Raw genomic sequence first — 12,462 nt, 5'->3', positions numbered from 1 at the left:
CGGACAGCCCGCGTACGCGAGAAATTCTGGCCCACACCGACCCGCCGGACGTCCCCGTACCGGGTGACATCCGGTGTCCACTTCCAGACGGACCCCCGCCACCCGGCACCCAGCCGGGACGGACCCCGAACCTCGCCCCACGGCCGGACGCCAACACCCGCCGGCGACCACCACGATGGAACCAGTCCGGACGACGACGGCCACACACCGAACGCCCCCGGACACCCAAACCCATCCGTCACGGCCGCGAGGTTTGCCATGCCCACGCCCGGTGCGTTCCTGATCGCCGACCCGGTCCACGTCGACTCACCGGCGTACGTCGCCGACACGGCGAGCCGGTTCCCGCTGGCCGACCAGACCCCGCCCGACGGCTGGCGCGTCGCCGAGCACGGCGGCTGGGTCATGTGGCACCCCCCGCACGCCCAGCTGCCGCAGCAGGGCTGGAAAGTCCACGTGTCAGTCGGCCTCGACGACGCCGCCGACGTCCTCGACCTGGTACGCGACCACTGCGTGAACCACCGCGTCGCCTTCAAGTTCCAGCGCAGCCGCCGCCTCGCCCTGGTCAACAACGAGAAGTACGCCCACCGCGCCGGAAGCGGCAAACTCGCCGCCCTCTACCCGGCCGACGACACCGCCCTGCGCCGCATCCTCGACGACCTCGGCGCCCGCCTCGCCGGCTACCGCGGCCCGTACGTCCTCAGCGACCTGCGCTGGCACGACGGCCCCCTCTACCTGCGCTACGGCGGCTTCGCCGAACTGTGGTGCGTCGACGGCGACCAGCCCGTCCCCGCCGTCACCCGCCCCGACGGAACCCTCGTCCCCGACCGCCGCGAACCCGTCTTCACCGTGCCCGACTGGGCCCCCGTACCCGACTTCGTCGCCGAACACATCGCCGCCGTCGACGCCCAGACCGACGACGAACCGCCCTATCGCATCGAGGAAGCCCTGCACCACTCCAACGCCGGCGGCGTCTACCGCGCCACCGACCTGCGCGACGGCCGCACCGTCGTCCTGCGCGAAGCCCGCCCGCACGCCGGCCTCGACGGCGCCGGAACCGACGCGCTCACCCGCCTGCGCCGCGAAGAGGACATGCTGCGCCGGCTCGCCGGCCTCGACTGCGTCCCACGACTGCTCGACCGCCTCACCTGGTGGGAACACCACTTCCTCGTCGAGGAGCACGTCGAAGGCGACACCCTCCAGCACCACCTCGCCATGCGGCACCCCCTGATCCACCCCGACCCCACCGAGAAGGACCTGACCGACTACACCACCTGGGCACTCGACGTCATCGACCAGGTCGAGGCAGCCCTGTCCCAGATACACGCCAGGGGAGTGGTCTTCGGCGACCTGCACACCGCCAACATCATGATCCGCCCCGACGGCCGGATCGTCCTCGTCGACTTCGAACAGGCATACCTGCTCGACGAGGACTTCACCCCGTCACTCGGCGACCCCGGCTTCGCCACACCCCGCATCCGCCGCGGCCCGGCCGTCGACAGATACGCGCTCGCCTGCCTCCGCCTCGCCGTCTTCGTCCCACTGACACCACTCGCGGCGCTGTGCGACGACAAGTTCGACGACCTCACCACTGTCGCCCGGCGCTTCCCCCTGCCACCCGGCTACCTCGACCGCATCCGCGACGACCTGCACACCGCCCTGAACCCGGCCCCGTCCGCACCCGGCCGCCGCCGCGTCACCCGCTACCCCTGGCCCGCCGACCAACGCCAGCTGATCGCCTCACTCGCCGCCGGCATCCGCGCCACCGCCACGCCGCACCGCACCGACCGGCTCTTCCCCGGCGACCCCGGCCAGTTCCCGCACGGCGGCGCCACCCTCGCGCACGGCGCCGCCGGCGTCATCTGGGCACTCGTCACCACCGGCGTCGACTACCCCGAACGCGACGAACACCTCGACTGGCTCACCCACGCCGCCCACCGCCTGCCCGCCGCCCACCTCGGCCTCTACGACGGCCTGGCCGGCATCGCCGCGCTGCTCGACCGGACCGGACACCACGACGACGCCGATGAACTACTCGACCGATGTCGCACCGGCCTCCACGACCGCTACGGCCCCGGCCTGCACAGCGGCCTCGCCGGCATCGGACTCGCCCTGCTCCGCCCCGGCAGACCCGTCCCCGACGCCGCCCTGCACCTCGGCGACCGACTCGCCCGCACCCTCACCGGCGACACGAGACACCCAGTGCCCGAACCCGCACGCCCCGGCCTGCTCCACGGCTGGTCCGGCCCCGCGATCTTCCTCACCCGCCTCCACGAAGCCACCGCCGACCCCGCCTGGCTCCGCGCCGCCCGCACCGCCCTGCGCCGCGACCTGCAGCACACCGTCCGCGACGACAACGGCAACCTGCACGTACGCGACGGCGCACGGCGACTGTTCTACCTCGACGAAGGCAGCGCCGGCATCGCCGTCGCCGCGCACACACTGCTGCGCCACGGCGAACGCCCCTGGCTGCGCGACATCGTCACCACCGTCCACCGCACCATCGACGTCGAGTTCGTCCTGCTACCCGGCCTCTTCCACGGCCGCGCCGGACTACTCGCCACCACCGCCCTGCTCACCGACGACCCGCCGCGCACCACCCCGCACGGTCCCGCCGGCCTCGTCCGCGACGACGCGCCCCGCCACACCCCGGCCCACCTGACCCGGCTCGCCTGGCACGCCTACGCCCTCGACGGCCACCTCGCGTTCCCCGGCGACACCCTGCTGCGCATCTGCACCGACCTCGCCGCCGGCGGCGCCGGAATCCTCTCCGCGATCCACGCCGCGCTGCACCGCACCGCAGTCACGCTGCCCTTCCTCGACGCGCCCACCCACGTCGCGCCCACCGGCCACCTCCTGGCCGCGAGCTGAACCAGCCGGCGCCCACAGACCCCGTCGGAACCACCGACGGCCAGCCCCACCACACCCGAGAAGGAGGTGAACCCCCATGACGAAGCTCCTCAACCTGCAGGCCATGGCCACGCAGAACGGCACCCGCCACGCGGTCCCGCCGCAGTCCAGCAGCATCAGCATCGCCTGCTGCAACGGCTGAGACGGCAGTGGCGACAGCCACACCTGATCCGCCTGGCGACCCGGGCGGGGGCGACAACCGCCCCCGCCCGGGTCCGCCGTCAACCCGCCCGGTGGAGCCGACCTCCCGCCCGCCACCACGCCCACGGAGCCCTCATGCCACCCACCGGCCTGCGACACAACCGCGACTTCCTCCTCATCACCGTCGCCCGCACCGCGTCGAAACTCGGCACCCAGGTCACCGCCGTCGCCACACCGCTCCTCGTTCTCATGACCACCGGCTCCGCCACCGACGCCGGCCTCGTCGCCTTCGCCGAAGGCATCGCCCTCGTCCTCGTACTCCTGCCCGCCGGCCTGCTCGCCGACCGCCGCGACCGGCGCATCCTCATGCTCTGCTGCGACGGCGGCGCGCTGCTCGCCGTCACCGGCGTCACCCTCCTCGCCCTCGTCGGACACGCGCCCGTCCTGCTGCTCGCCCTCCTCGCCGCCGCCACCGCCGGTCTCGGAGCCGCGCTGCAACCCGCCGCCGCGGCAGCCACCCGCGCCGTCGTCCCGGCCCGGGACCTGCGTACGGCCACCGTGTTCAACGAGACCCGCAACGGCGTCGTCCACCTGGCCGGCCCACCCCTCGGCGGCTTCCTGTTCGGCCTCGCCCCGGCACTGCCGTTCCTCGTCGACGCGATCTCGTACACCGTCTCCCTGATCGCCGTGGCCCTGCTGCGCGGCCCGCTCGGCCGCACCCTGACCACGCCGGGGGAGTCGCTGCCCCGGCAGGCGGTCGCCGGTGTCCGGTTCCTGTGGCGGCACCCCTCACTGCGGTTCACGCTGCTCAGCGGCGCCGTCCTGAACTTCGCATTCGCCGGCGTGCTGCTGGCGATCATCGTCGTGCCGGTCCGCAACGGCGCCTCCGGCCTGTCCGCCGGAACCGTCATGGCGTGCGTCGGGCTCGGCGCCGTCGCCGGGTCACTCGTCGCGTCCTGGCTGACCGCCCGGGTACCCACCCGCTGGCTGATCCTCGCGGTCATCTGGGCCTGCGGCGTGCTCACCACCGCGATGGCCACCACCGACAACGGACTGGTCCTGGGCGCGCTCGCCGGTGCCTGCGTCCTGGTCGTACCGGCGGCGAACATCAGCATGCTGACCCTCCAGACCCTGCTGACCCCCGGCGAGCTCCAGGGCAGGGCGAACGCCGCCACCAGCTTCATCGCGCTGATCGTGGCGCCGTTCGGTCCGGCGCTGTCCGGTCTGCTCATCGACCGGGTACCGGCCCCGGTGGTGTTCGGCAGCTTCGCCGCCGTCATGCTGGCGCTCGCCGTCGTCGCGGCCCTCGCACCCGCTGTGCGCGCCATGCCGGACCTGCGGTCTGTCGAGGACGGTCAAGAGGCGGGGGAGGCCGAGCACCGCGACCCGCAGCCGGTCTGAGGGACAGGGGAGAGGCATCGGTTCTGTTCTTCAGAACCGCGCCGGGACGTTCGGATGATCATGAGGACGCCTCGACATTCTTCCCGTCCCAGGCCACAAGGGACGAGGTGCCGGCGTAAAGCTGCGCAAGAGTTGACCGTGGTTCCGCTGCTGTACCTCAGGCCGGAAGCGGAGAGCCGCGTCGGTGTTGCTGGTGCCGGCCGGCCACTGTTGGGCCGGGGTGTTGAAGGCGCTGTCGGACGCTCTCAGCGTCGAGGACGGCCTCGTTACCAGGGTTCGATAATCTACATTATGTCAAGTTCCGCTTGGGGGTCTCCCCAAGCACCCGCGCGGGCGGCTGACCGCCTAACGCGGGCCCGGTCGGTGCCGGCGTTCAACCGATCACTCGTCGCACCCCGAACGCGGCACCAACTTCGCTCCCACGGACCGACGGCTCCCGCAGCAGAAGCAGCGTGGTGCGGTTACCGACCACCGCGCGGTCGGCTCGTTGGTCCGCAACGGGCGCAATGTCGCCCGGGCTTTCACCGCGCCCGGCAGCCCGCCGAGGCGCGAACTCCACCGACACCGGTCCTCCGGCGTCGCCCCCTCATCTCGTTTCACCATTCCGGCGATCATGAGGTTGGTGGCGACAAAGTGGACAGGATTCCCGGTCAACTTCATGATCGCCGGAACAGAGCGGGTGCCGGCCCTTCCGCCCTCTCTCCCGGCGCCTCCCGAGCGCCGACGGGCGTCGCTGTCGCCAGTTCGCCGAGGTGGCTGCATCGGAGCGCTCGGGATGCAGCCACCTCGGCGAGGTTGAGTTGATCATTGGTTGATCGGATGGCACTCCCCCTGGAATGACCCCTGACAGGAACGCGAGAATCATGCATAATATCCCTTATGCATGACAAACCGGACGAAACGGTAGGGGGTCTGATCAAGGAGTTCCTGACCGCCCGGGCCACCCGTAAGCCCTCCCCCCACACTCTGGCCGCGTACCGGCGAGACCTGACCACAGTGGCTGAACTGGTCGCCGCCGACGGTGACACCACTCCCCTCCCCCTGGACCGTCTTGCGGTCGCCGCGCTCTCCCCCAAGGTGATGCGCGCGGCGTTCGCACGGTTCGCCGCTCCCCGCGCCGCCGCGTCGGTCCATCGTGCCTGGTCGACGTGGAACAGCTTTTTCACGTTCCTGGTGGCCGAGGGCGTCGTACCGGGAAATCCGATGCCGGCGGTGGGACGGCCCCGAACGCCGCTCCCCCGGCCCAAGCCGCTGCGGGGCGAGGACACCCCGGAGGAACTGCTGGCGGCGGTGGCGCGCGCGGAAGGCCGGCAGCGCGATCCGTGGCCGGAGCGCGACCTGGCGGTGCTGGCGCTGGCGTTGTGCGCGGGGCTGCGGCTGTCGGAGCTGCTGGCGTTGCGGGTGTCGTCGGTGGCGGGGCGCGACGGCGAGCGGCGGGTGGACGTGGCGGGTAAGGGTGGGCGGCCGCGCACGGTGCCGATCGACGACGCCGTGGACCGGGTGCTTGTGGGTTATCTGGACAGCCGGCGGCGCCGGTTCGGGTCGCGCAGTGTGCGGCCGGACTCGCCTTTCCTGGTGGACCGGCAGGGTGAGGCGTTACGGCGGGGCGGGCTGCAGTACCTGGTGGAGTCGTGTTACCGGCGCGCGGGCATCGGTGACCGGGTGCCGCGGGGCGCGCGGTTGCACGCGTTGCGGCACACGTTCGCGACGCGGTTGGCGGAGGACGGGGCGAGCGCGGCGGAGATCATGCGATTGCTGGGGCACGCGTCGTTGGCGTCGTCGCAGACGTACATCGAGGTGACGGCGGGTCAGCAGCGGGCGGCGGTGGCGGCGAACCGCACCAACCGGGCGTTGTCGGGGTTACTCAAGCGGTAGCGGTAAGGCCGAGCTGAGCGGCGACGTAGGCCAGGTGGTGTGACGTTGCCCAGGCGATCCAATCCGTGGCGCCGCCGGTCCCGGCATGCCCTGCGGCGCGCAGGGCGATCTGTTCGTCCCCCCAGGAGAAGTGCCGTCCGGCGGCCGGCCAATGGTCGTCGGACACAAGCGCCTCGCAGATGTCGTAGATGCCGATGTTGCCCTTGCCGTCGCGTGTCGTCCGGTACGTCCACCAGGTATCGCTGCCGGTGTGCCGGAGGTTCGGCGCTGGTCCCCAGCCTTTGCCGCTCACCCCCGGGTGAGCGATGCCGTAGTCGGCGAACCGGACGTCGTGCTGCTGAAGCCGCTGCCACAGCTCGAAGTCCCAGCGACGGAGTGGGGTCGCCCGATGAGCCGGAACCTGTGAGAGGTTCGGGGGCATGGCACCCGCGGCGACGACGACGTCCTTCCAGTAATGGCGTCGGGTCCACGCGAGGTGCTTGCGGAGCAGGGGTTCCGCCTTCGTGAGATCCCGTTCGGAGCGCACCTCGGCGGCGTCGAGGACGACGATGCAGTCCTCGGTGCGCAACTCGATGACAGCCAGCACATGCGAGAGCCGACCGTCGATTTCGGTGACGTCTGGTTCGGCGTGGCTGGCCGTGACTCGTACGACGCCGCCTCCGTGCATGGCGGCGGCGGTACGCACGTCCGCAAGTTGTTCGGCCGTGTCCTGCAGGTGCACGACGGGCAGCGCTGAGATTCTCCAGGCTTCCAGGTCGACGGCGATGTCGTGGAGTGGCCGGCGAGTGCCGGTCATCGGTTCTGGCAGGTGCCGCACGTCGACGGCGATGACCATGCCTGGAGGAAGTGTTTGCTTCACGCGTTCGCTGAACTTGCTGGCGTCTTCGATTGGGCCTTTGTCGGGCACGACGTCGAAGATCGGGATGATGTGTGGCGCGAGTTCGCCAGCGAGGTTGTCGATGGCCTGGAATTCGGCCTTTCGGCCTTTGAGGATCGGATAGTAGCCCGCCATGGCATCGCCCCACACGATTCGACGACAGTCACTTGTATCGATGCTGCACTTTCTGTGGCCGATCGACAACCGTGCGTGTGCGGAGTGGGTGGGCCGGCGCGTTGCCGGGCTGGCAGGATCGGGCGGATGCGGGTGGGTGCGGCGCGGGCGGTAGCGGTCGGGTGGGTGCGGGAGCGGATGCGCGCCGACCCGTCGATCGAGGGGGCGTTGTTCAGCGGGTCGACTGTGGGATTGCCCGACGACGCGGTGCTGCCGCCGTGGTCGGACGTGGACGTGCTGCTGGTACGCCGGGAGCCCGGCCTGAAGGTGGGCAAGTTCGTGCACCGGGGGGTGCTGCTGGAGGTCAGCACGATCACGTGGGACGAGTTGGGCGGCCCGGAGGACGTGCTGGGGTCGTGGGTGTTCGCGCCGATGTTCCGTACCGATGGGGTGATCGCGGATCCGTCGGGGCGGTTGGCCGCGGTGCGGGAGCGGGTGGCGGCGGGGTTCGCGGATCCGGTGTGGGCGCGGGCGCGGTGTGCGGGGGTGCGGCGGCGGATCGAGAACGGATTGCGGGCGGTCGGCGGCTCGGGGTCGCCGGCGGAGCAGGTGCTGGCGTGGGTGTTCCCGACGTCGTTGCTGGCGGTGTGGCCGGCGGTGGCGGGGCTGGCGGATCCGACGGTGCGGCGGCGGTATGTGCGGGCGGAGGGGGTGTTGTCGCGGTTCGGGTTCGAGGATCGGTATGCGGGGTTGCTGGACACGCTCGACGGCGGCGGTGTGGGTGTGGACGCGGCGCGGGTGCGGGAGCATCTGGCCGGGTTGGCGGTGCTGTTCGACGAGGCGTCGCGGTTGCCGCGGGAGGGGTTCGCGTTCGGGGCGGATCTGGGTGCGGCGGGGCGTCCGGTGGTGTTCGACGGTGCGGCTGAGCTGATCGCGTCGGGTCGGCCCCGAGAGGCGATGTTCTGGGTGCTGGTGACGTACGCGCGGTGTCATGTGGTGCTGGGTGCGGTGGGGCCGGAGCGGGGGCGGGCGTTCGGGGCGGTACTGGCGGATATGGGTGTGGCGTCGGCGGCGGATCGGCGGCTGCGGGCGGACGCGCTGCTGGCGGCGTTGCCGCGCTGGCAGGCGGTGGTGGATGCGGTGGCGGCGGAGGCTGTGGCAGGCTGAGGGGGAACGCGACTGGCGGCACGGGGATGGGTGAACCATCGGGGAGCTCGTCGTGGGGGTCGACCGCCTGGGCCCTCGCGGGCGAGGTGTCGTATGTCTTCTGCGCGGTTGTTGCCGGGTGCGCCGGTGGCGGAGCGGGTGTTGTCGGAGGTCGCCGCGTCGGTGGCCGAGTTGCGTGCGGCGGGGGTGACGCCGGCGCTGGCGACGGTGCTGGTGGGTGACGACGACGCGAGCGCGGGCTATATCCGCATCAAGCAGCGTCAGGCGGCGGAGCTGGGTTTCGCGTCGCCGCACGTGCCTCTGCCGGCGTCGGCGTCGCAGGCGGATCTGCACGCGGTGCTGGCGGATCTCAACGCGGACAAGACGGTGCACGGGGTGCTGGTGCAGTATCCGATCCCGGGTCACCTGGACTACGACCGGGCGTTGGCGGAGCTGGATCCGGACAAGGACGTGGACGGGATGCACCCGGTGAACATGGGCCGGCTGGCGTTGGGGTTGCCGGGTCCGTTGCCGTGTACGCCGGCGGGGATCGAGGCGTTGCTGGCGTTCCACGGTGTGCCGGTGGCGGGCCGGGAGGTGGTGATCCTGGGCCGGGGTGCGACGTTGGGCCGGCCGTTGGCGATGTTGCTGGCGCAGAAGCGGCCGACGGCGAACGCGGCGGTGACCGTGGTGCACACGGGTGTGGCGGACTGGCCGCGGTACACGCGGCGGGCGGAGATCCTGGTGGCGGCGGCGGGGGTGCCGGGGATCGTGCGGCCGGAGCATGTGCGTCCGGGTGCGGTGGTGGTCGGTGGTGGGGTGCGGTACGAGGGGCGGCGGCTGCTGCCGGACGTGGACGAGTCGTGTGCCGAGGTGGCGGGTGCGATCACGCCGCGTGTGGGCGGGGTGGGTCCGACGACCGTGGCGATGTTGTTCCGTAACGCGGTGGAGGCGGCGCGGCGGCAGAGCGGTCTGGGCTGAGCGTCAGCCGAGGTCGACGACGAGGGGCCGGTGGTCGGAGATGGTGGCCAGCGGGGTGTGGACGGCCGTGACGGGTGGCAGCCGGTCGAGCGCGTGCCGGTCGGCGAGGATGTGGTCGAGTTGGACGCGGGGTTGCCCGGCCGGGTAGGTGGGGCGGCGGGCCAGGGGCTGCCAGCGGGTGAGCGCGGCTGCGGGTCCGGCGGGCAGGTTGAGGTCGCCGAGCAGGATCCGGGGTGCGGGCAGGGTACGCAGGACGCGGACGACGCGGCGTAGTTGCCACACGTTCCAGCCGGGGACGAAGGACAGGTGGGTGGCGGCGACGGTGAGGGGGCCGTGGGGGGTGTCGAGGACGGCGGCGAGCACGACGCGGGGTTCGTCGCGGAGCAGGACGAGTCCGCCGCCGGGGCCGGGTGCGTAGATGGGTGAGCGGACGGGTGCGGCGCGCAGGCGGGTGACCTGCCAGGAGCGGACGGGGTGGCGGCTGATCAGGCCGATGCCGTAGAGGGGTTCGCCGTGGCCGTCGTCGTCGTGGGTGAGGGGGCGGAACTGTTCGCCGGGGGTGCCGACGACGGCGGCGGCGAAGCGGTGGTGGTCGGCGTGCAGGGCGCGGGCGGCGACCGCGGTGAGGTCGAGTTTGCCGCTGCGGGTCTGGTCGCGGTCGACTTCCTGGAGGGCGAGGACGTCGGCGTCGAGGTCGGTGACGGCGGCGGTGAGCCGGTCGGGGTCGACGAGCCCGTCGGTGAGGGATCGGCCGTGCAGCAGGTTGAAGGTGGCCAGGCGCACCTGGACACCCTACGTCGTCGTGGGAGTCTTGCCGGGTGCTGAAACTGTTGTGCTGTTCGATGCTGGTGTTCGTGGCGGTGGGGTCGGTCGGGGTGTGGTTGCGGCGTCGCCGGGGGCGGTGAGGCTGGCCACAGGGTGCCTCGCGGCCGGTGGTGGCGTGGGCAGAATGCGGCGGTGGATGCCCTGTCGTTGACGACGTTGCTGACCGCTGCCCTCCTGGCCGGGTGGGTGGACGCGGTGGTGGGTGGCGGCGGTCTGTTGTTGTTGCCGGCGTTGCTGGTGGCGGCGCCGGGTGTGCCGGTGGCGACGGCGTTGGGCACGAACAAGCTGGCGGCGATCTTCGGTACGTCGACGGCGGCGGTGACGTACGCGCGGCGCACGAAGCTGGACTGGGCGGTGGCGGGTCCGGCGGCCGGGCTGGCGGTGCTGACGGCGGGGCTGGGTGCGGCGTTGGCGGGTGCGGTGCCGGGCAGCGCGTACCGGCCGGTGGTGCTCGTGGTGCTGGTGGCGGTGGCGGTGTTCGTGCTGGCGCGGCCGTCGCTGGGTGTGGTGGCGTCGCCGCAGCGGCGGACCCCGAAGCGGGTGGTGGTGGCGGTGGCGGTGGCCGGTCTGGGCATCGCCCTGTACGACGGGCTGATCGGGCCGGGTACGGGCACGTTCCTGGTGCTGGCGTTCACGGCGATTCTGGGTTCGGATTTCGTGCACGCCTCGGCGATGGCGAAGGTCGTGAACGCGGGCACGAATCTGGGTGCGCTTGTGGTTTTCGGGTTGACCGGGCACGTGTGGTGGACGCTTGGTGCGGCGATGGCGGTGTGCAACGTGGTGGGCGCGGCGGTGGGCGCGCGGATGGCGTTGAAGCGCGGCGCCGGGTTCGTGCGGGTGGTGTTGCTGGTGGTGGTGCTGGCGCTGGTGGCCCGGCTGGGTTACGACCAGTGGACGGCGAGCTGATCGCGGTGGCGGTGCGGGCGGAGCACGACCGGGCGGTGCTTGCGGGTCTGCTGGGCCGGGATCCGGTGTTGCACGCGTACCAGTTGGGTGATCTGGACGATTTCTTCTGGCCGTACACGTCCTGGTTCCGGCGTGGTGACCAGGTGGTGCTGCTGTATCACGGGGTCGAGTTGCCGACGTTGCTGGCGTTCGCGGCACCGGATCGGGTGGCGGAGCTTTCGGGGTTGCTGGCGGAGGCGGCGCCGGTGTTGCCGGCGCGGATGTGGGCGCACCTGTCCCCCGGTCTGGAGGCCACGGTGGGCCGCTGGTTCGTGGTGTCGGAGGCGGCGGCGCATCACCGGATGGCGTTGACTGATCCGGGGCGGCTGGCCGGGGTGCCGGCGGTGGGTGAGCCGTTGGGGCCGGCGGACGAGGCGGAGCTGGCCGGGTTGTACGCGGTGGCGTATCCGGGGAACTGGTTCGACGCGCGGATGCTGCGGACGGGCCAGTACGTGGGGGTGCGGGAGCGCGGCCGGCTGGTGGCGGTGGCGGGGGTGCACGTGTTCTCGCCGCGCTGGCGGGTGGCGGCGCTGGGCAACGTGACGACGCATCCGGATGTGCGGGGTCGTGGTCTGGGCGCGGGTGTGGTGGCGGCGTTGTGCGCCCGGCTGCTCACGTCGGTGGATCACGTGACGTTGAACGTGCGGGCGGACAACGCGGCGGCGGTGCGCCTGTACGAGCGGTTGGGGTTTTCCCGGGCGGCCGGGTTCACCGAGTGCGCGTTGACGTCAGCGGCCGCGGCTGGGTGAGTCGAATCGGCCGGCGCGGATCTCGCGCAGGGCGCGGCGGCGGGTGTCGCCGCGCAGGGTGTCGACGTAGAGGCGCCCGCGCAGGTGGTCGGTCTCGTGTTGCAGGGCGCGGGCGAGGAAGCCGCTGCCGGTGACGGTGAGCGGTTCGCCGTGCTGGTCGTAGCCGTGGGCGGTGGCGTGCAGCGCGCGGGGGGTCGGGAAGTACAGGCCGGGGATGGACAGGCAGCCCTCCTCGTCGTCCTGGAGTTCGTCGGACACCTCCAGCGTGGGGTTGATCATGTGGCCGCGCCGGCCGTCGGCGTCGTAGACGAACACCTGGGCGTTGACGCCGATCTGGGGTGCGGCGACGCCGGCGCGGCCGGGTGCGCCGAGCAGCGTGTCCATCAGGTCGGTGACGAGGGCGCGCAGTTCGGCGTCGAAGCTGGTGACGGGTTCGCTGGGGGTGCGCAGCACGGGGTCGCCGATGATCCGGATGGGGCGCATAGTCATGCCCGGAAGGCT

General features: G+C 72.1%; 10 protein-coding genes. 7 read left to right on the top strand and 3 right to left on the bottom strand.

All coding sequences use genetic code 11. The features are described from left to right. Nucleotides 1–258 precede the first annotated feature (258 nt). From lanKC to AB0C17_RS15930, 3 genes are all read left to right on the top strand, one after another. Nucleotides 259–2,868, top strand: a complete 2,610-nt coding sequence (gene lanKC, locus AB0C17_RS15940) for a class III lanthionine synthetase LanKC (RefSeq protein WP_357387407.1) — start codon at nt 259–261, stop codon at nt 2,866–2,868. A gap of 315 nt (nt 2,869–3,183) precedes the next feature. After that, a complete protein-coding gene (locus tag AB0C17_RS15935; protein WP_357387409.1) occupies nt 3,184–4,449 on the top strand; it encodes an MFS transporter in 1,266 nt (421 codons plus the stop codon). A gap of 879 nt (nt 4,450–5,328) precedes the next feature. Then, nucleotides 5,329–6,324, top strand: coding sequence for a tyrosine-type recombinase/integrase (locus tag AB0C17_RS15930; RefSeq protein ID WP_357479090.1), 996 nt, complete (start codon nt 5,329–5,331; stop codon nt 6,322–6,324). Here AB0C17_RS15930 and AB0C17_RS15925 read toward each other — a convergent pair. Beyond that, nucleotides 6,314–7,336, bottom strand: coding sequence for a beta family protein (locus AB0C17_RS15925; RefSeq protein WP_357479087.1), 1,023 nt, complete (start codon nt 7,334–7,336; stop codon nt 6,314–6,316). The two genes, AB0C17_RS15930 and AB0C17_RS15925, sit on opposite strands and share 11 nt — an antisense overlap. Before the next feature lie 126 nt (nt 7,337–7,462). On the opposite strand from AB0C17_RS15925, the gene AB0C17_RS15920 reads away from it, so the two are divergent. Together AB0C17_RS15920 and AB0C17_RS15915 are read left to right on the top strand one after the other, a co-directional pair. Continuing rightward, nucleotides 7,463–8,482 carry a hypothetical protein gene (locus AB0C17_RS15920; protein ID WP_357479084.1) on the top strand — a complete coding sequence of 340 codons (1,020 nt, stop codon included), beginning with the start codon at nt 7,463–7,465 and terminating at the stop codon, nt 8,480–8,482. 93 nt (nt 8,483–8,575) lie between these two features. Further along, nucleotides 8,576–9,442, top strand: a complete 867-nt coding sequence (locus AB0C17_RS15915; RefSeq protein ID WP_357387417.1) for a tetrahydrofolate dehydrogenase/cyclohydrolase catalytic domain-containing protein — start codon at nt 8,576–8,578, stop codon at nt 9,440–9,442. Nucleotides 9,443–9,445: 3 nt separating this feature from the next. Here the strand turns inward: AB0C17_RS15915 and AB0C17_RS15910 are convergent, their stop codons facing one another. Further along, nucleotides 9,446–10,225 carry an endonuclease/exonuclease/phosphatase family protein gene (locus AB0C17_RS15910; protein WP_357387419.1) on the bottom strand — a complete coding sequence of 260 codons (780 nt, stop codon included), beginning with the start codon at nt 10,223–10,225 and terminating at the stop codon, nt 9,446–9,448. Between the two features lie 174 nt (nt 10,226–10,399). Between AB0C17_RS15910 and AB0C17_RS15905 the strand changes: the two genes are divergently transcribed. Together AB0C17_RS15905 and AB0C17_RS15900 are read left to right on the top strand one after the other, a co-directional pair. Continuing rightward, on the top strand, nt 10,400–11,173 hold the full coding sequence (locus tag AB0C17_RS15905; protein ID WP_357387421.1) for a TSUP family transporter: 774 nt from the start codon (nt 10,400–10,402) through the stop codon (nt 11,171–11,173). After that, nucleotides 11,158–11,961 carry a GNAT family N-acetyltransferase gene (locus tag AB0C17_RS15900; RefSeq protein ID WP_357387423.1) on the top strand — a complete coding sequence of 268 codons (804 nt, stop codon included), beginning with the start codon at nt 11,158–11,160 and terminating at the stop codon, nt 11,959–11,961. The genes AB0C17_RS15905 and AB0C17_RS15900 overlap by 16 nt, the downstream gene beginning before the upstream one ends. Here the strand turns inward: AB0C17_RS15900 and def are convergent. Further along, on the bottom strand, nt 11,941–12,450 hold the full coding sequence (gene def, locus AB0C17_RS15895) for a peptide deformylase (protein ID WP_357387425.1): 510 nt from the start codon (nt 12,448–12,450) through the stop codon (nt 11,941–11,943). The two genes, AB0C17_RS15900 and def, sit on opposite strands and share 21 nt — an antisense overlap. Nucleotides 12,451–12,462 lie beyond the last annotated feature (12 nt).

The organism is Micromonospora sp. NPDC048887, assembly GCF_040649715.1.
Classification (GTDB): Bacteria; Actinomycetota; Actinomycetes; order Mycobacteriales; family Micromonosporaceae; genus Micromonospora.
Note: the sequence above shows the minus strand (reverse complement) of the source record. Positions and strands in the feature narration are given on the sequence as shown.

Excerpts from the sequence above, each read along its gene's own strand:
- lanKC (WP_357387407.1), top strand. The coding sequence starts at position 259 with ATGCCCACGCCCGGTGCGTTCCTGATCGCCGACCCGGTCCACGTCGAC.
- AB0C17_RS15935 (WP_357387409.1), top strand. The coding sequence starts at position 3,184 with ATGCCACCCACCGGCCTGCGACACAACCGCGACTTCCTCCTCATCACC.
- AB0C17_RS15930 (WP_357479090.1), top strand. The coding sequence starts at position 5,329 with ATGCATGACAAACCGGACGAAACGGTAGGGGGTCTGATCAAGGAGTTC.
- AB0C17_RS15925 (WP_357479087.1), bottom strand. The coding sequence starts at position 7,336 with ATGGCGGGCTACTATCCGATCCTCAAAGGCCGAAAGGCCGAATTCCAG.
- AB0C17_RS15920 (WP_357479084.1), top strand. The coding sequence starts at position 7,463 with ATGCGGGTGGGTGCGGCGCGGGCGGTAGCGGTCGGGTGGGTGCGGGAG.
- AB0C17_RS15915 (WP_357387417.1), top strand. The coding sequence starts at position 8,576 with ATGTCTTCTGCGCGGTTGTTGCCGGGTGCGCCGGTGGCGGAGCGGGTG.
- def (WP_357387425.1), bottom strand. The coding sequence starts at position 12,450 with ATGACTATGCGCCCCATCCGGATCATCGGCGACCCCGTGCTGCGCACC.